The organism is Patescibacteria group bacterium (assembly GCA_041662965.1).
In the GTDB taxonomy this organism is placed as follows: Bacteria; Patescibacteriota; Patescibacteriia; order Patescibacteriales; family GWC2-42-12; genus JACPHD01.
The window spans coordinates 13,656-34,293 of the sequence record JBAZRI010000001.1 but is presented as its reverse complement, the minus strand read 5'-3'; the positions used below and the strand labels follow the sequence as shown (position 1 = coordinate 34,293).

Here is a 20,638-nt window from a genome sequence, read left to right as displayed (position 1 = left end):
GAATCGGATTCCTAAAGGTTTATTCTGTAAAATTGTCAGTGAGATTGCTTCGTCGCCTGCTGGCTCCCTGCCTGCCGGCAGGCAGGCTCGCAATGACAGGGATTTTTCTATTGCCTCACCCCGTGAAATAAGATTTGAGCCTATTTTTCAAATATCTTTTCCCATAAGCGGTTTTTAAATATTTCTCACGATGAGTAGCATCTTCTTGATTAAAGCAAGCCTCATAATAAACCAGCTCAAATGGCCGTCTAAATTTTGTCGACTCAACTAATCCTTTCTGATGTTGCTCAAATCTTAATTTTAAATTTTTTGTAAAACCAGTATAAAAATTTTTATCTTTCTTGCTTTGCAGAATATATGTATAATACATATTTTTTAAAATAAAAATTTAAAATTTATTTCACGGGGTCACTTCCGCCTTTCGCCCGCCTGAATTATACAATTGTGAAATTTCGCTCGCCGTCAACGCGCGATTAAAAATGCGGACATCGTCAATTTGGCCGGAGAAAAATCTTCCCGGAGACTGCGATAAGCCAGATGAATTTCCTGATCCGATATAGTAACTGGCAGTTGTATCGGAATTTACGAATAACGTTTGGTCTCCCTTATAAACACCATTGACATAAGTGCCCCAGCCCGAAGCGCCATTATATGTAATAACCACATGAACCCATGTATTAGAGGATAACCCCAAACTTAGTCCGGAAGAACACTGCCAATTGCAACCTGGGGCAGCGAAGTCACAGACAACAACATCAGCAGTGCTTCCGGTCTGATTTAAACAGAGATTGAATCCAAAGGCTTTATTACTACAAATATCTTTGGAAATAAAACACGAAGTACCTGAAGTTGTGCTGGCATTTTTTATCCAGCTTGACCAAGTATATGGGCTGGTACTGGCAAAATCCAAAATTGTCCCATTATCAGGAATATTTATATAATCATCACTCCCATCAAACTTCAACGCCTGCCCGGAAATACCCGGGGTAACGGATTTATTATTAAAATTAGTCACATTACCATTATTGCTATTGCCCGAACGGTCTAGCGCTTCGGCCGTAGTAGATGCCCAGCTCATATCCGCGCCGTTAAAACTCCAGTAGCCGACTAACCCACTCGCGGAGGACAGTCCTCCGGAAGCTCCGGTCGGCGCATTGGCTTTCATTCTCGCCGCGCCGGCTTTATATTGCTCGCTGATTTCACCGGCGGAAAGAGCGCGGTTGTAGACGCGGACGTCGTCAAGAGAACCTTTTAATGGCTTACCAGTATAGCCCTCCCCTAATTTATATGGCCTAAAATCAGTTCTTACTAGCCCAGTAATTGTTTCAATATAGGCTCCGTTTTTATATAAAGCTATGTTTCCAGCACCATCTGCAACAAAAGACAGGTGTGTCCATTTATCAAAAATATCTGCCGCACTTTCATTTGAAAAACTATACTCGGTATAAGAACCGCCTCCCTCTCTATATATAAATTTATGATTAAGATTGGCAATATCTAAATATGCTCCTCCTGATCCGCCCGGACCAACAAAACGATAATTAAAATAATTAGGATAAGGCGCACTAACCGGATTTATCCAAGTTGAAAAAGTCCAAGGACTATTTACCCCAAAATTTAAAACGGCTGGAGTTCCTGTGTCCACATAATCATCCACCCCATCAAACTTCATCCCCTGCCCATTAATGCCCGGCGTAACGGATTTTTTGTCAAAATTAGTCACATTGCCATGATTATTATTGCCGCTTAAATCTAACGCTTCGGCGGTCGTTGATGCCCAGTTCATATCCGCTCCGTCAAAACTCCAATAGCCGACCAGCGACGAATCCTTAAACCGCCCGGAAAGCGGCGAGTTGATCTGCGTTGCGCCGGCCATTTCGTCCGCGCCGATATCAAAGGCTCGTCCGGCCGGCCGCGGTCCGCCGTCAATATCCGTGTTAAAAGATAAATTCGCGTCGCCGGATAAATCCGCGCCCATATCGCGCGCCCAAACGTCAGAAGCTAAAAGATGCAAGTCCGGCGCCGTAGTAGAAGCCGTATTAACAAAATTAACTTTTTTATTTCTATAATAAGTTCCATAAGCCGGCGCAGTCGCGTCTTTGGAAAGATTGTTGGTGGAGGAAGAATCGAAAGTGCCCAAATAGTCGGTATCGTTATCGTAAGCGATATTATTTTTGGCAACGAATATGCTATCACTTGGCCTAAAAGCATCTCCAGCAATACCATAAATTGTATTATTATAGGCATAGATATTGCTCGGATTATTATAATCACCAATACCAAAACTACTAAAATTACCATAAATAATATTATTATTAACATAGTTATTTCCAATAGCTAAAAGGATGGCTCTGACAGAGCTACCCGTAATTTCACCTACTATAATATTAGAATCGATATACATATCTCCTGCAACAGATTCGTGTGAAATAGCTGATCTATAGTCTGAAGCGGTAATGATTTTAAGTTGAAGGCCTTCTAATCTAATATAGCCCACCGAAGCCTTAACCATCGCTGTAGATGCGCCTGCCTCTAATCTATATTTTGTATTATCCCACTTCCCCTTATGCCTCTGACTTACTCCGACTTCCGACGGCAGATACGGCGTGTAAATTTTTATATAATTACTGGCTGTTGTCGTCCAGCCAGAAACAGACACAGCGGTCGTATCCGCCGCATCGCCGTACGCCGCGATATTCCAGACTTCGGTGGAACTGGCTAAATTTTTTCCACCGCTCCAAGTATCAAAATTTCTTAAACCCGAAGCTATGCCCGTGTTTTCCGTGCCGGCTTCGGCTAAAGATAAAGAGGTATACGCCCGGAAAAGCGACCAGCCGGTGTTGGCGGAAGTTGAGCTGGCAATATGGCCGGAGACGTCTTGCACCGTAAAAGAGGTCGGCGAAGAACGGCCCGAAATGAAAGCTAAAGAATTAACCGTCGCGCCCGTGGTAGTGGCGTACTGGATAACGTCGCCCACGCCCACGTTCGCCGGCAGAGCGGCCGCGAAAGTCGCGGACGACCCGGTAATAGTCATAGCGTTAGACGCGCCGATGTCAAAAGCCGTGGTTTTCCCCGGCCCAACGCTTCTATATATATGAGTAGCCGCGAACTGGTCCGCGCCGATGTCAAAAGCCGTTGAACTAGCCATGCGGGATTGACCTTCTATATCGGTAGTAAAAGCTAAACTAGAGTCGGCGCTTAGATTCACGCCCCAGCCCAAAGCGCCGGTGTCGCCCGAAGCCAAACGATAATCCGCGTTGGCCGAATCGGCAAAGAGAAAAGTTTGGGAAACTCTGTTATTACTTCCCTGCCCGATAGCGTCATTAATATCGGTCGCGTTATAATCCGTGCCAACGGCAAAAGAGCCGGAATAAGGATCGGTCGTGCTGGCGACAAGGTTATTTTTAGCGATCGTAGTTCCGTAGTTCATTATTCCATAAGCGCCATTAAAAACAGTATTGTTATAAACATAACCAATACCACTTATGACGACGCTACTATTAAAACCGTATATAACATTGTTCCATATATCTGAATTATCATCTACACTATCTTGATTAATTCCGTATAAATAACCGGAACCACTGTTAACGCCCCAAATAATATTATTACTCATTTTAATTTTATTGGCCGCAGCAGTTTGCGCCGTAATATATATGGCACGAATAAAACCCGAGGCAGCTGTTAATTTAATTTGCAAACCATCAAGCCAAACATAATCTTCATAAATCCTAATAAAATTATTAGTGGTATATTGCAAACTATATTTCGTCTCATCCCATTTCCCTGAATGCCGAAAACTTTCATTCGGATCGGTCCAAATTTTAACGTAGCGAGTAGAGTCGGTCGTCCAGCCGTCAACCGTCACGGCCGTGGTATCCGCCTTGCCGCCGGTAGAACGGCATTTAGCGATAGCGATTTGGTTGGTGGAAGTTAAATCCGCCTGTTGCGCCGCTTCCCAGGCGTTTAAAGACAAATAATCAAAGCCCGTGCCCGCGCCCGGATCAACGATTTTAACCGATTCAGTCGGGTTGTCGGCGAAAGCGGCCGGGATAGCCGAGCGAGCCAGCGTAGCCAAACTTTTTTTAATTTTTTCATAAAAAATCACGCTCGGAGGCAGGTTAACCGCGCTATTGTCACTCGCTAGCACCGTCTCCTTTTTGTCATTGCGAGGGAGCGCCAGCGACCGAAGCAATCTCACGAACGGCGATTTTAACCAGAGATTGCTTCGCCCCGAGTACGAGGCTCGCAATGACAGACTTTTTTTAGCTTCGCTCCTCGCAATGACAGAGGAGGCTGGAATGACAGAAAAGTTGTTTGACCCCGTTAAAGATTTATCTCTAAACGTGGTTGACAATTTTCCGGCATTTTTGCTATAATAGCTATTATAATTATTAAATTTATTTTTATGAAAATTATCATTAATAATCACATCGTGGCCGATCCGAATATTTGCCACGGCAAGCCTACTTTCAGCGGAACCAGAGTTATGGTTTGGCAGGTTTTGGATATGCTCTCGTCCGGCGCCGCCACCGCTAACATTTTGCGCGCTTTCCCCTCGCTCACTAAAAAACATATCGCGGCCGCCCTGGCCTACGCTTCCACTTTGACCCAAGAAAATTATGTCATTATCAATACCCAGGCTCAAGTTTCTGCTTGATGAAAATGTACGCTCGGAACTTTTTAAATTACTGCATTCACAGAGTTTTGACGTAAAAAAATCTCCCAGAGGCTCCTCTGATAAATTTTTATCTTCACTTTCTCTTAAAGAAAAACGGGTTTTTGTTACTAACGATTCCGATTTCTGCGAATTAACTAATTCACGGATTTTTTCAGTTGTTTGGCTCCGCCTGCCCCAGCATGATGCTGAATTATTATTGGCTTCTTTCGCTAAGCTGCTTAAAGAATTGCCGGCCCCAAAATTTTCCGGAAAATTAATTATTTTGGAATCTAACTGCTGGAAAATATCTTTGCCGGGAAAATCAAAATAAATTTGCTTATTAAACGCTATCTCCGCTTCATTTTTTGAGGCGGATTTTTTGTTTGTTCTAATTTCTATTGACACTCCGCTCTGCTTATCAATAATATCCGTTAAATCAATTTCCGGCAGGCGGTCTAATTTTTCAAACTGCCTGGCTTTTATTATTTCCCTATTGCTTAAAACTTTGGCATAATCCACGCCGAATTGCCGCCGCTTTAGCATTTGTTTACTATCCTTCTCTTTTTTGTCATTGGGATTTGGGATTTCATTGGTCATTGGGATTTGGTCATTGGTCATTTTGTATTCCGGCTTGCCCGCCGAAGCCTTGGCGTAGGCGGGTTCCATTAATTTCTGTTTTATTTCTTCGGTTAATTTGCCCGCGTAATATAGGGGCAGAAGCTGTGTCCGCTCTTCCGCGCCTAAAGGCAGGGAGCCGTCGCGAATTTCCACGATATCTCCGGCTTCGTACCGGCCTGCGCCCGCGCCCGTGGCGATCGGCTTAACTAAAATAATCGTGCCGTTTTTATACGGCTCTAGGGAAAAATTCGGGTCGCGCCTGACGAAGGCCTGAAAACTGTCATACAGCCAGGCCGGCAGGCTTATCCTCTGCCCTAAAGCCGCCTGCCCGACGGCGAAAAACGCCAAAACAACTACTATGATAATAATAGCCTTTTTAGATTTTAATAATTTTTTCAGTTTTTTTAATTTATTCCAAACCATACTTTTCTAAATTTTTAATCTGCTTAATCTCCGGCAATAGCTGTTCGCAAAGAAAGGAAAAGGAATCGGATTCCCTTAGGGGAATCCGATTCCTCGTCAGAGGATTCCCTTTTAGAAAACTCTTATAGCTTGACCAAGGCCAATTTTCTTTTTTATCAATCCCATGGATTTCCGCGTTGCAATTTATGTAAACGGATAATTTTAGCAAACCGCCTTCGGTTTTAATTTCTTTGCGCTTATATTTGCCTTGAAACAAAGCGCCGGAACGGGAATATTTATTGTTAAAATAATTTGTGTAGCCTAGGCTAAGCTTATGTATAAATTTGGATATGCCGCTTTCAATTTTTTGCTTAACTAATAAATGAAAGTGGTTTGGATTTAAACAATAACAGATAACATCAACTAATGGCGCAGAGGAATTAGAGGAATTCGATTCCTTTAAAGGAATCGAATTCCTTTTATTCGGAATCGAATTCCTTTTATTCCTTTTACCCAAATCATATAAACTTCCAACCGGCTCAAGGCGGTTGAATTCTTCCAGGCTTAATAAAAATCTTTGATAATCGCTTTTATCTAAAAATACCCGGCGTTTTTCTACGCCGCGATTGTAAATATGATAGTAGTAATCGCTATTGAACATATAGTTTCTTGTGGGGAATCCGATTCCTTAAGAGGAATCGGATTCCTAAATTCTAATCCTTAAGGCAACGAGCGGTAAGGCCGTAAGCGCGGGAGTAGTAGTTCGCGGGACTGACGTACGTAGAACCGAAGTCCAGGTTGTAGGCGTAGGTAGAGTACGGAGAACCGGACCAGTAGTCGCCGTACGCGCCCCGATCGGATAACGCGCCGGTATTGAATCTACGGTTGCCGGCGGCGGAAATTTTTAAAGTTGAGGTGGCCATACCAACCAGGCAATTAGTAGTGCAAGTTTTCATGCCTATATTTATCATAGCCGTGTCCCACTCGGCTTGCAAAGGGATATGCCAGCCGGACGGGCAGGGGTTATTGGTTTTATTCGCGTCGCCCCAGAGATTATTATTCTGCGGATAACGCCAATCGTAAGGAGAAGTGGTGGTAGCGATAAAGTTTGCATGGCCGGGAACGTCGCCGTTACTGCCGACGAAGGTGACAGGGCTCATTTGCGGACTGACAATCTGATGCCCGTCGGAAGCTCGTCCCCATTGGTAATAATAGCCGTAAGAGAAGGTGTCGTTATAGGCGGTCGCGACTCTATCCGCGCCGAGATTACGGTCCATAAAACATTGGCCGCTGACGTCCACCGAGCCGTAGACTAAGCCGCCGAAACTGCACTCGGTTCCGCAAGCCGTAGAAGCCGAGCAAGTTTGCATAACCGGCGCGCGGAAAATTATCGGCTTAGTCGGACCACTAGTTATAGTGCCGCTCGTAATCGTGCCGCTATTGGGGTCGTCTTTAAGGCAACGGAGAGAGAATCCGGAGGCACGGAGGGAATTGTCCGCGGGATTGACGTACGTGGAGTAGAAGAACAGGTTGTAGGCGTTGGTAGAGTACGGGGAACTTGACCAGTAGTAGCCGTACACGCCCCGATCGAAGAACGCGCCGGTACTGAAGACGCGGTAGCCGGCGGCAGAAAGTTTTAAAGTAGAAGTAGCCATACCAACCAAGCAATTAGTAGTACAAGTTTTCATTCCTATATTTATCATAGCCGTGTCCCACTCGGTTTGCAAAGGGATATGCCAGCCGTTCGGGCAGGGATTGTTGGTTTTATTTACGTCGCCCCAGAGATTGTCGTTCTGCGGAACGCGCCAATCGTAAGGACTACTGGATTCCGTAATAAAAAGGCTGTGGCCGGGTACGTCGGTAGAACTGTTAGTAGAAGTCGTACCGCTCATCCGCGGACTAACGATTTGATGCCCGTCCGAGCCTCGGCCCCACTGGTAATAATAGCCGTAAGATTTATCGTCGTTATAAGCGGTAGCGACTCGCTCGGCGCCGAGGTTGCGGTCCATCCAGCATTCCCCGTCTTCGGCCAAAACCGAACCGTAGACTATGCCGCCGAAAGTGCAGGACGACCCGCAGGCAATATCCGCGTTGCAAGGCGGAAGTTTTTCACTCCTAAAAACTATCGGCTTAACCGCGCCGGACGTAGCCGGACCGCTCATAATCGTGCCGCTACTAGCGTCGTCCTTAATACAACGGACGGGCAAGCCGGAGGCGCGATTGACGGCGACCGCAGGATCGACAATTGAAGAATCGGTGGAGATCAGGTGATAGGCGCTAGTAAGATTAGGAGAACTTGACCAGTGGTAGCCGCCCGTATTTCGACCGGCGAACACGCCGTTATTTTGGCGCCAGCCGGTGGCTGAAATTTTTAAAGTTGAGGTAGCTATGCGTACGAGACAATTAGTAGAACAACCGGTAAGGCCTAAAGCGTCTATGACTGCATCCCATTCCCCTGTTGCTCCGCCAGTCGGCACATGCCAACCGGTCGGGCAGGGATTATTGGTTTTATTCGCGTCGCCCCAGAGGTTGTCGTTTTGCGGATCGCGCCAGTCGTAAGGGCTATCTGGCTCTAAAATAAAAAGATTATGGCCCGGAGTATCGGTTGAACTGTTAACCGGGGTTGTACTGCTCATCTGCGGGCTGACGACTTGATGCCCGTCCGAGCCTCTGCCCCACTGGTAATAATAGCCATAAGACTGATCATCATTATAAGCCGTAGCCACGCGCGAAGCGCCGAGGTTGCGGTCCATCCAGCATTCTCCGTCTTCAGCCAAAACCGTACCGTAGACTAAACCGCCGAAAGTGCAATATGATCCGCAGGCAATATCCGCGTTGCAAGGCGGAAGTTTTTCACTCCTAAAAACTATGGTAGAAGCCGCTTGATTATACGCATAAGCTACCTGCCCGCCGAACTCAAATCTTAAAATATGGTTGCCGGCTTTTTTAGTATAGTGAATAACCGTTGCCGTTGCCGAGCACTGCCAATTCGGATAAAAAATAACGTCGCCTTCCAGAATTTGCGGCGTTCTGGTTTCGCCGTTGCATGACAGCGAGACGAATTCATCGTCGTCTATAGTCGCCTGATCATTGGGAATGATTTTTAAATCTGCCGTGCCTTGGGTCGTGAAATTAACGATCCAGTTCTCGCCCTGGTCCGGGCTGGAATGAACATTCAAAACCGTTATCTCCACGGTCGGATCTAAAATCACCGGATATTTCGCCTGTTTTAGCCAGCCGTCGCTCGGTATTAAAGTTAATATTCCATCGTCTTTTAATTCAAAACTGACTTCCGCGGTAGAGCTCTTTTTTCCATCCGCGTCAATCATAAACGGCGCCGGAATAGCGAAACGGCGATAAGCCTCGTCGTTCGCGTGCCCTTTTTCGTAAAATATAAGATTCCCCTCCTCGTCTTTTAGATAGTCATAAGGCGCTAGGTCAATTTGATACTCAAAAATTTCCGGATGCCCCGGGCTTTTTAAAATTATGTCTTCTTTTATTTTATTAAAATATCTGGTCTGGACGATATCGGTATTAGGGTAAGCGTTAAGGTATTTTATAACGTTGCCCTCGGCCGAGGCCTGGGCCGCGCTCGCGCCTAAGGGCGAAATGGAAAAAGCGAAATCGGCCAGCCTGATTAATAGGGGCAAATCATAAGTCTTAGGCGAACTCAAACTAAAAGCCGAGCCTTTATCCGGCTTGATTTTATTAAGATTTTCCATTAAAGACCCGACATAAAGCCAGGTGCCGGCGATTATAGCCAGCACAAGGGAAAAAGCGATTAAGTAAGTTTTTAGATTGTTTAATTTAGCTTTCATAATTAATGTAAAATGTAAATCTAAAATCCAAATATCCAATATCAAATAAAATGCCAAATTTCAAATCAAAATAAATTATTTCATCTTATTGCAACATAAAATCTATCAATATTATTTATCGGGAAAATTCTATCTTTCTGTTTCCTAACTGATATAATTTCTCAATTTCATCAGTTGATAATTGACGATTATAAATATTAACTTCGTCAAGATTGCCGGGTAAATACCAGCTATTATTATAATAAGTGCCTAAAGTCCAAGTTGAGGTCGGCTCCTTGTATGTTCCCGAACTATCGCTGCCGGTTAAGCCGACATCGGTATTATTCAAAAAACATTTCCATGCCGAAGCGTCGGTTGTAGAGTTTACAATAAATACTAGATGCCACCATTTATTTAAATCGCTGGCTGTAAAAAGTTTATCGCAAAAAGTTCTAAATGACCCGCTGCTTGGCGAAGATAACAATATTCTATTTCCATTATACATATATAAAAAGGGGTAGCCGGAAGTATTAAAAGCGACTAAGCCTTGATTTATGCTGATTTGCGTCGGATAAAACCATAGCGAGATAGAATATGGAGAAACAAGAGTCGGAGCATTATTAATTTTTATATAATCATTAGCCCCGTCAAGCTTTAACGCTTGCCCGGAAACGCCCGGAGTAGCGGCTTTATAATCAAAACCAATAACATCGCCATCTCTATTACCGCTCTTGTCCAGCGCTTCGGCCGTAGTAGACGCCCAATTCATATCCGGTCCGTCAAAAGTCCAACTGCCGACTAACCCGGAAGATAAACCAACGGCGCCCGAGCCCGAAGGTGTATTAACCGTCATCCGCGCCGCGCCGGCGTTGTATTGCTCTAAAATTTCAGTGGGCGACAAAGCGCGGTTGTAGATACGGACGTCATCCATGTTCGTAGACACTGACCTTGGATAAAATAAAAGGTTTTCACTGCTTGAGGGCGAAATATAAGCAGTGCCGGTTGAACCCCAAGCTACTCCGTTTTTATAAAAAATACCTCCCGAAGAGTCGCTAACCAACGCTATATGCGCCCACTGATTAATAGTAAATATGTTATTTGTAGAAGTAAATATAGTACCACCTGCCTGCAGCCAAGTCAGGGTATTATTAGCTGTGAGACGAATACGATAATCAGTACTTGCATTTTTTGTAATAGGGCCATTTAGTTGTGAAACGCTTACATTATCATGAGACAACATCCAGAAAGAAATAGTAATAGCGCTAGAAGGATTAAGAGACGTTGCGTGAGGAACGCTTACATAATCGTCATTCCCGTCAAACTTCAACCCCTGCCCGTTAATGCCCGGGGTAACTGATTTTTTGTCAAAATTCGTGACATTGCCGTTATTATTATTGCCCGAGCGGTCCAGCGCTTCGGCCGTGGACGACGCCCAGTTCATATCCGCGCCGTCAAAACTCCAATAGCCGACCAGCGACGAATCTTTAAACCGGCCGGAAAGCGGTGAATTGATAATAGCGGAGTTGGCAGTATTTGAAATTAACGGACAATCCGCCGGACAAGTGCCATGAGTCTCTGAATTATTACAACTCCCATCGCCGCAGAAAGCCGACGTAACATACTCGTCTGCTCCTATATCCCAAGTTCCGGAGCGAGACTGAAGATCTATATCATCAGAATATAAGCCCGAGCCAGGATCATTAGTGCCATGATTAACCGCTACGCTTCCTGATACTAAATGATAATCATCATTAACATAATCTACAAATTCATTTTCATAATTATTAGTAGAATCAAGAACCTGGGCGTTTGTTCCATCGCCGTCGTCAGAAGCATTATAATCAGTCGTAGTCGCCAAGGAAAGGTCAGAGCCATCATTTCCTACCGCTATGGAATTATATACGTAATCAATGCCTCTAATACCGTACCCTTGGGCGCCGGTATGTTTTGTTGATGTGCAATTATAGCAATACTGGGTGCCTCCATAACCGAAAAATCCGTTTCTAGTTCCGCCGTAAGCAACGCAATTATACGCATACACATTTAAATTAAGATTACCAGTAAAATAAAAACTGCTATTTGCTCCTTCCGCGACAGAAATATTATATCCTAAATAAACATCAGCCGCGGAATTTGGATAAATATTTGTTTGCACGACATAACTATATTGGACAGAAGTATAAGTTCTTTTAAATTGTAAGCCCTCAACATAAACCCAAGGGACAGAAAGGATTAATGGTGTAGCATCATTTAATATTAATCTATACTTTGTATCATCCCATTTGCCTCCATGCCTGTATGATTCAGCCGGGTCAGTCCAAATCTTAATATATTGAGTAGCGCTCGTCGTCCAGCCAGTAATATTCACAGCCGTAGTATCGGCGCTTCCTCCGGTAGTTCGGCATTTGGCAATTTGAATTTCATCGCGCGTAACAAGATTAAGGTTTTGCGCTTCCCAAGCGTTAAGGGAAACATAATCCGTGCCGGCGCCGTTATCCGGGTCAATAATCTTTATTACCGTAGCGGCGGCGCGAGCCGTTTTGATTAAACTTTTTGAAAATTTATCAAGCTTGCTTGCCAACGCTACCCATTTCGGCATCTCTGTTACGGATTTTTGAGTTCGGTTTTTTTTAATAACGCTGTCAAGAGGAAGATTATAAATTTTTTTAACTCGCCTGAAAGTTGCCGCTTTTGCTAAATCTATCGGCGAAAGAATTTTGGTAATATCAATGCCGTAAGCTCTTCTTTTAACTATGGTCTCCCGCTCATCAGTCTCGGAAGCCGTAAATTTATTAATAAATTCTTGGCTGATTGGCCCGTCATAATAAAACGCCAAATAATCTGTTTTTTCGGAAATACCTAAGCCTTTTGAAGCCGGGCGGATTTCTATAATATCTCCGGCCTCGTACCGTCCTTCGCCCGCGCCGGTAGCGATCGGCTTAACTAGAATAATGGTGCCGTCTTTGTACGGCTCCAGGGAAAAATCAGGTTCACTGCCCATATCCGAGGCCCAGGCGGTAACTAACTCATCCGGCTTGGCCGGATCGCCGAATTCAAATTTTAAAGTATGTTCACCGGCTCTTAAAGTGCGATGGATTACTTTGCCGGCGCCGGCGCATTGCCAGCTTGGATAATAAATAATATCCTTATCCAGAATTTCAGGAGTTTTTTCCTCGCCGTCGCAACTTAAAGACAAAAATTCATCGTCGTCAATCGTGGCCTGGTCTTCGGGGATAATTTTTAAATCAGCTTGTCCTTTAGTGGTGAATTCCACTATCCAGTTATCCCCGGTTTGCGGATGGGATTGGACATTCAAAAGGTTTATCTCAATAGTAGGGTCAACCAATACGGGATAAATCGCTTGGTTAATCCAATCCTCATTAATCGTAACTGTTAAAATATTTTCCTTAATAACGGCTTTAATATCCTTAAATGACCTATGTTTTTGGTCCTGCACGAAAGGAGTAAAAATAGTGAATATCCGGCTTAAATTTTTAGAATTATTATTTTTCTCATACAGCTTCTTATCGTAAAATATAATATTGCCTTGCTCATCTTCTTCAACGCGATAATTTTCAATATTGCCTAAATTATATTTAAATTCCAGGGGATGTCCCGGCTCCTTTAAAATTAACTCTTCTTTAATTTTATATTGGTATTCAGTCTGAATAACATCAGTATTAAGATAAGCGTCGCGATAGATAAATTGATTGTTTATTTTTTCCACCCGCACTTTTTCACCGGCTAAAGGCGTGATGCTTAAAAAATTATTTCCCTGACTAACGACTAAGGGGTCTAAGTACCACTCCGGCACCTTCATCTCAACCATCTCCATAACGCCTAATACTCGGGGGTTGCGGTAATTTTTATTAACAAGCCAATAAAAACCGGAAATAACCAAAACAAAAACAGCCAGGCTGATTATATATTTCCCCAGGCTAACCCGGGACGTCCGACGTCTCGCTGGACGTCGGACGTCTCTGATCTTTTTGGTTTTAGCTATTTTTTTCATTCTTATAATTTTTTATTTCGCGCACCTAAATCCTATATTCTCGCTCTGCGTCTCCGGCGCCTGCGATAAATCCAAACTATAGATTCCATTAACTCCTCTGATACAGCCTCTAACCATGCTGCCGTCTTCGCCGACTTTAATCTTGCCGATGTAATTATTAGCATCGGTTAAATAATACGGCGGGCGGATGATTGATAATGACTTATACGAAGAAACCGCGCCGTATTCGGCCCAATCCGCTCCGGCGACAACCGGTAAATCATCTTGATTGATTAAACCTTTAGTCCATTCCCCTGTCCCGGGCAGATTATTTATAATATTGCCATTGGTTAATTTATAGGAAGCGGACGAAGTCGCCAGTTGCAGGCCAGCGGCATTAGCGTCAGAATCATTGGCCGCCACTTGCAAAATATCGGCCGCGATAGTCAGCCATTCATTTTCACCGATTAAATGATAGCCCGCGCCTAAAGCCTGGCAGGCGGCTTGCGCCTGTCCTTGGCTGACGTTCGTAATCGGTCCGGAGGAATCCGATTCCTCTGAAGGAATCGGATTCCCTACGCTCCCGGCCAAATTATTCATCACGCAGAACCCGGGTAAAGTTCCGTATTCGGCCGAGCCCGGTATCCAGACAAAACCCTCGTCGCAGTAGCCTTCAAAAGCTCCGGCCACGACTTTGCCTTCAACGCCTAAGTCAGCCATGGTTTCGTCCACGGCTGAATCTAAAATATCCGAACAGTTGCCGCCGGTGCAGAGCATAATTCGGCCGTCAACCAGCATTGAGCCGACTATTTTAACCTGGCCGTCCGAAGCGATATTCATAATACTGACGCCGTCGGCCTGGAAATCGGCTATATCGCCCGAACCGGCTTGATTGATAACTAAAGCGGTCCGAGTTGAGCTAGCCGTAATTTCAGTAATATCAACAATCCGCACCGAGACGTCCGATGTCTTTGACGCTCCGATTACTAAATTCCCCTGTTCATCAAGCTTAATTTTTTCCGCTAACGCCGTCGTGCTGGCCAATAGACCGTCATTCTGGAGCATAGCCAAGCGGAGCGATAGAATCTCATTATTTATTCCAGCTATTTGAGTATTTAATTCCATAATGCTGTCTAGCGTCTGCGTTCTTAAATCAGCGATTAAACCGTTAGTATCATCAAGCCTGACGGTTAAAACCGCGTCTAATCTGTTGGCTTCTTCCTCTGCTATGGCCGCGATTTTCGGATCTAAATCTAAATTATCAACCGCCTGTTTTATCATTAATTGCACTTCGTCTTCTATTTCCATGCCCGCGATGCGCTCTACTACTAGAGCTTCAACTTCTTCTACGGCCAGAGATTTATTGCGGCGCGAAATCAAAACTTTAATTTTGCCCGTGCCGCTATTTAACGGCTCTAAAGCCACGCCGATGGTTGAGTCGCCGCCGTCGGCGCGCATAGCGTAGCCGGGCGTGCTTGACGCCGAGGTCAGGGAATCGCCGATATTAATCGCGCCGTTTTCCGCCGAAGCGAAAGCGTCAACCTGCCCCAGCATGCCGACTATGACATAACTCGCCGGATCTTCTTTAACTTGGCTGGAATTATTACCAACGATTGACGGCTTGGTGGAAACTATGCCCATGGCGTTATTGTCATGCCCGCGCTCGCATCTTTTAACCGCGTTATTTTCTAAGAGGTCAACGCAAACGGTTTCGCCGGGCATTAAATCGCTATCTAAAGTGCGGAAATATTCGGCATAATCGGCTCCGCCGCCGGTAATCGTGCCGTCGGCTAAAACATTGCCGTAGCCGGTGACGCGGAAGATGGCGCCTGAAGAAGAAGTGGAAACAGCGAAAATATCAGAATCATCAGTAGCCGAACCGACGAGCGATAGTTTAGCATAAGGCGAAGTCGTGCCGATGCCCACGTTGCCGTTATCCTGGATAACGAATCTCGTGGTGCTCGCGATATCCGAAACCGCGAAAGCGTAGCCTAGGCCCGAACCGTTGCCGGCGACTGACAATCTGGCGAACGGCGAAGAGGTGCCGATGCCCACGTTGCCGGTAGAATCAATGCGCATGACTTCCGAGCCAAGGCCGAAAGCCGCCGAGCCGTAAACGTCTAAGCCGTATTCGGGCGAAGAAGTGCCCATGCCGATATTGCCGGTAGAAGATAAAACCAAAGGCGTTGAAGTGGCCGTGCCGTTATAGGCGTACTGGAAAGCCAGATTGGAAATTCCCGGGTTGCCCGTATAGGTCTGGTTCTGCATCATCCAGTGAGTTGACCTAGTAAGGCTGGCTCCCGTATCCCAGACATTGCCGATTAAGCGCAGACGCGGCGACCATTGGGCGTCTAAAACGCTGGTCGCGGCCGTGGTATTCCAAAGAACAACGCCGTCGGCCACAACCGCGGTAGAACTTGCTAAGGCGGTTTTACTTTGAGTTAAAATTCCCGACAGGCCGAGCGTGGTAACGCTCGCAATCGCGCCGCTAATAGTCAGTGAACTGCCGCCGGTTATGGCTCCGGAAATATTTAAAGCGCTATTAATATGCGCTGTTGAGTACGGCGTAGCCGCTGAAGCGCTGGTGGTTTGGGCGTTTGAATACTGGCTGGCGAAAATACTAGGTTCAAATTGCGCCCCCCAGACTCCGATATTGTTCCGGCCGTTAATAACATAGACATTTTTCCAAGAGTGGGTGGTTGTAGCCACGCCGGAAACGGAATATCTTTGCCATTCTTTTCCCACCGTAATATTTTTGGTAATAGTGGTGGTCGCCGTGCCCGTGCCAAAATCAAAAGCAATGGCGCAGGAAGTAGCGTTAGTAAAATCGCCCGACCTTAGCCAGACCGAAAAAGTCCACGGCCCTTGAGTTGAATTAATAATCTGCTGTTTGACATAAGCCGTATCGGCCGTGCCATAGCCGGTCCGGTCGCCGGTCGCGCCCATCCGCGGATCGCCGGCGTCATTAGCCGTTCTGGTGGTGCTTACGGCCGCCCAGGTCGTGGCTAAAACTTCAGTTTGTAAAAGATAATTTTGATAAGTGCCGAAGCCGAACCAGGGCGATGACAGGCCGTTAAAATTAGCCGTGGAAGTCGCGTTGCTAACATACATTTGCGCGTCTATGACGCCCATGGGATCGGCGGTATTAAGGCCGATGCGGCCGTCGGAATTAATATGGAAAAGCGAAGCGCCGCTGGACGAAGCTACGTCAAATAATTGTTCCGAGGCCACTCCGGCGGTTCCGGCGATCGCCAGTTTAGCGGTCGGAGTGGTCGTGCCGGCGCCGACTCTGCCCGCGGTTGAAATAAATAAAGTTGAAGTGCCGGCCGCCGTGTCGGTTCCGGAAAAATAAGCTAATTGCCCGACCGTGCCGGTTAATCCGCCGCCGCCCGTATTATCCGCCGACCAGGTTAAATTACCGGCCGCGTCAGTTTTTAAAACCTGTCCGCTGGCGCCGTCGGTCGCCGGTAAAGTATAAGCGCCGACCTGCAAAGTGCCGTTGATATAAGCGTTGCCGTCAACCGAAAGTTTTTGATAAGGCGAAGTCGTGCCTACGCCGACGTAGCCCGAACCCTGCTGAACTATGAATTTATCCGTGCCGACTGTTAAGCCGTTGGCGAAAGTTGAAGAGGCCGCGCCGGACGACAAGTTAATGGAGCCGTCCGAGGAATAAATATTGGAGCCGGTAATGTATATCGTTCCCAGGCCGACCTGCAGATTACCCCTGACGTGCAGATTGTTTTCAATGGTGGAAGTGCCGGTGCCGCCGATATACATTAAGCCGTCGGTGGAAAGTTTTTGCGAGGGCGAAGTCGTGCCGATGCCGACGTAGCCGTTATCCTGAATGACGAACCTGGTGGTGCTCGCGATATCCGAAACCGCGAAAGCGTAGCCCGTGCCCGTGCCGGCGCCGGCGATTGATAATCTGGCGAACGGCGAAGTCGTGCCTATGCCGACGCGGGACGAAGACGGAGTAACTCCGCCGAGATAGCCGTCGGCTTCGGCGTAAACCGTTAAAATATCCGTGCCGCCGATCCGCGCCGTATAGCTTTCAATCGTGCCGGTCGCCACCGAGCCGGAAACCGCCATATCAATCCAGGAGATAGCCCCGCCGTCAGTCGGAAATTCCATAGCGCCGAGATAAGCCGAGCCGGCTACTTCTAATTCGCCGGAAACCATTAAGCTGTTGCCGTATTGGGAAATCATGGTTGAAGAGGCCGTGCCGATATGCAAAGCGGTTTGCGGCGAAGAAGTGCCGATGCCGACATAGCCTAAGCTATTTATGGTTAAAGCCCTGGTGCCGGAATCAACTAAAGCGTCGGAGGTGGTGGCGAAATACAGCGAGCCGCCGGACGACTGCATAAACCAATGCTTTAAATTCGCTCCGGCCGAAGTATCGGATAAAGTGAATTTCGGCGTAGGGCCGGCGATATGAAACAGACTGTTCGGCGTGGTTGTGCCGATGCCGACTTTACCTGAACCCGTGAAATAGATGGAAGTGGTATCTAACGTGCTTGAGGCCCAGCCAACTCCGCTAGCTCCAGCGGCTGAATTATCCGCCGACCAGGTTAAAACTCCGGCCGCGTTGGTCTTTAGAACTTGACCGTCAGAACCGTCCGTATTAGGTAAAGTGTAAGGCCCGACTTGCAAGGTGCCGGTGACATAAGCGTTGCCATTAACCGAGAGAAGTTTAGAAGGCGAAGTCGTGCCGATTCCGATATAGCCGTTAGAGTTAATAGATAGAGCCGTGAAAGTTGAGGTGGCTAAAGCGTCGGACGAGGTAGCGATATATAGACTCCCGCCCATACTTGATAAAACCCAATGCTTTTGGTTAGCGGCCGCCGACATATCAGACAGAGCAAATTGAGTTTTAGTGGATGAAGCTATTTGCAGGTTCCAGGCCGGAGTGGTTGTGCCGATGCCGACGTTGCCGTCTGAAGATACTCTCATTCTTTCTAGCCCGGCTGTACTAAAATTAATATAACCATCTGTATAGGTAGCGGCATTGCCAGAAGCCAAGGTCAGAGGTCTTGCTCCTAATGAAGTTGCGGCGCCAAAACCATAATTACCTGAAGCTAATATTGAATAATACATACCAGATGTACCGGCAACTACGGCGCTATTTCCGGAGACGAAAGTACTGGAATTGATATAGGAACTTGCGCTTATTGCCCCGCTAACTTCCAATTTTGTCGTCGGATTCGCCGTCCCAATCCCGACATTGCCATTGGCCAAAACCGTCATGAAAGTAGATGTTGCTGTTCCGCCCGTAGTTGAAGCAATGGTAAATAATGGCGTATTAGCAGGCGTGCTAACCGAATTGGAAATAGAAAGTAAAGAGTATGGCGAAGTCGTACCGATACCGACATTGCCGGAAGAAGTGATTCTCATTCGCTCAGCGCTACCAGTAGAAAAACCTATAATATTTCCATCAGGTAAAAACATTCCAGTATCTGAATCTGTACTATGTGAATAGCTTGGTAATGCAGCAGAGCCTATGTTAGCTAAAAATTTATCTCCATATAACCAGCTACCATAGATATTGCTGTTAAAATAACCTATCCCATTAACATATAATTTATAACTTCCCGGATTTGCCGTCCCAATCCCCACATTCCCAAACTCATTTATATATAATAAGGAAGCACCGGTTGAAGAAGCGATATTTAAGATTGGCTGGCCGGCCGTACCTTGAACGGAAAGTTTGGTTAAAGGAGAGCTCGTGCCGATACCGACGTTGCCGGCGGCAGTAATGCGCATAGCTTCGGACGAATCAGAATTGCCGATAGTCGTCTGGCCGGCAGAACTTACCGTTAAATAAGTCGTAGTTGAAGTTAAGTCGTCCGACGAAGTGCCGATGTAGAGATTGCCGCCTTGCGAAGACATAAACCAATGCTTGGCGTCCAGCCCGGCGCTCATATCCGAAAGAGTTAAGAACGGCCGAGTGCCCGCGACTTGCAGATTCCAGTTTGGCGTGGTCGTGCCTATCCCGACGTTGCCGGAAAAATAAGACGAGCCGGTAACTTCAAGGGAGTTTGCCGCGTTGGAAATAGTTGAGCCGCCGATCATAACCGTATCGGTGGAAGTCGCGTTGTAGATGCCGTTGGCGATAAAGGTCCAGCCGCTGGCTCCGCCGGCCGCGCCGGAATTATCCGCCTGCCAGCTTACCGCCCCCGAGCCGTCGGTCTTTAAAATATAGCCGGTTGAACCGTCGGTATTAGGCAAAGTATAAGAACCGACTTGCATGGTGCCGGTGACATAAGCGTTGCCGTTAACCGAAAGTTGCTTATAAGGCGAGGTGGTAGCGATGCCTATATAGCCGTTGGAGTTAATGGTTAGAGCCGAGATGGTTGAAGTGGCTAGAGCGTCGGAGGAAGTAGAGATATAGAAACTTCCGCCCATACTAGATAAGAGCCAGTGTTTTTGGTCAGCCGCGGCCGACATATCCGAGAGAGCAAATTGGGTTTTGGTTGAAGATGCGATTTGCAGGTTCCAGGCCGGGGTGGTTGTGCCGATGCCGATGTTGCCGGTATTTGCTATATACATCTTTGTAGCGTTATTAACCATAAAATTCATGTAATTAACACTATCATCACTGGCGCCATTACCTGATATGCCAGTTTTTGTAGTGCTAAAATACAGAAAATTTTGAGCACTTACTGTTAAATTTCCATGTACAGAAGAATTACCATCAAAATATGTGGTACCACCAACATTTAATTTATAACTCCCCGGATCCGCCGTCCCAATCCCCACATTGCCATTCGCCAAAACCGTTAAATAAGTAGAAGTGGCTACTCCGGTCGAGGAAGAAGCGATGGTAAACAACGGAGTCGTGCTTTCGCCATAGGCATTCATGACCGAAAGTTTTGCGTAAGGCGAAGTCGTGCCGATACCGACAGATCGACTCGGAGTTAATCTCATAACCTCACCATCGGTGCTAAAAGCCATTGTATCCATTGCCGCTCGACTTATGCTCAAACTAGAATCTGGCATCCAATTCATGGTTGCCGGAATTCTCATTACACCATTACTAACTTGAAAATCCGTATCATTGTCAATTGTTATGGCCACTAACGTATCGGTTACGATTAAACCCGTATCCGTATTAGTAACTGACGCCAAATTCGGCAAAGCGCTGCTGCCGTTAGATACAAGCATTTGACCGCT

General features: G+C 46.3%; 8 protein-coding genes. 2 read left to right on the top strand and 6 right to left on the bottom strand.

What is annotated here, in order from left to right; genetic code table 11:
* Positions 1-115: 115 nt before the first annotated feature.
* Both WC639_00045 and WC639_00040 read right to left on the bottom strand, forming a co-directional pair.
* The gene (locus WC639_00045) at positions 116-370 is read right to left on the bottom strand and encodes a GIY-YIG nuclease family protein (GenBank protein MFA6306191.1); all 255 of its coding nucleotides are present in this window, start codon (positions 368-370) and stop codon (positions 116-118) included.
* A gap of 30 nt (positions 371-400) precedes the next feature.
* Entirely contained in the window at positions 401-1,672 is a 1,272-nt protein-coding gene (locus tag WC639_00040; GenBank protein ID MFA6306190.1) for a LamG domain-containing protein, read from the bottom strand.
* Positions 1,673-4,408: 2,736 nt separating this feature from the next.
* Between WC639_00040 and WC639_00035 the strand changes: the two genes are divergently transcribed.
* Together WC639_00035 and WC639_00030 are read left to right on the top strand one after the other, a co-directional pair.
* Positions 4,409-4,660, top strand: a complete 252-nt coding sequence (locus WC639_00035; GenBank protein ID MFA6306189.1) for a DUF433 domain-containing protein — start codon at positions 4,409-4,411, stop codon at positions 4,658-4,660.
* Positions 4,623-4,991, top strand: coding sequence for a DUF5615 family PIN-like protein (locus WC639_00030; GenBank protein ID MFA6306188.1), 369 nt, complete (start codon positions 4,623-4,625; stop codon positions 4,989-4,991). Before WC639_00035 ends, WC639_00030 begins: the two co-directional genes overlap by 38 nt.
* A 696-nt stretch (positions 4,992-5,687) precedes the next feature.
* Here WC639_00030 and WC639_00025 read toward each other — a convergent pair.
* The 4 genes from WC639_00025 to WC639_00010 all read right to left on the bottom strand — a co-directional run bounded on the left by WC639_00025 (position 5,688) and on the right by WC639_00010 (position 20,629).
* Positions 5,688-6,341 carry a transposase gene (locus WC639_00025; protein ID MFA6306187.1) on the bottom strand — a complete coding sequence of 218 codons (654 nt, stop codon included), beginning with the start codon at positions 6,339-6,341 and terminating at the stop codon, positions 5,688-5,690.
* A gap of 52 nt (positions 6,342-6,393) precedes the next feature.
* Positions 6,394-9,498 (bottom strand): FISUMP domain-containing protein, encoded by a 3,105-nt coding sequence (locus tag WC639_00020; protein ID MFA6306186.1) that lies wholly within the window; start codon positions 9,496-9,498, stop codon positions 6,394-6,396.
* Positions 9,499-9,613: 115 nt separating this feature from the next.
* The gene (locus tag WC639_00015; protein ID MFA6306185.1) at positions 9,614-13,489 is read right to left on the bottom strand and encodes a LamG domain-containing protein; all 3,876 of its coding nucleotides are present in this window, start codon (positions 13,487-13,489) and stop codon (positions 9,614-9,616) included.
* A gap of 12 nt (positions 13,490-13,501) precedes the next feature.
* A complete protein-coding gene (locus WC639_00010) occupies positions 13,502-20,629 on the bottom strand; it encodes a peptidase G2 autoproteolytic cleavage domain-containing protein (GenBank protein MFA6306184.1) in 7,128 nt (2,375 codons plus the stop codon).
* Positions 20,630-20,638 lie beyond the last annotated feature (9 nt).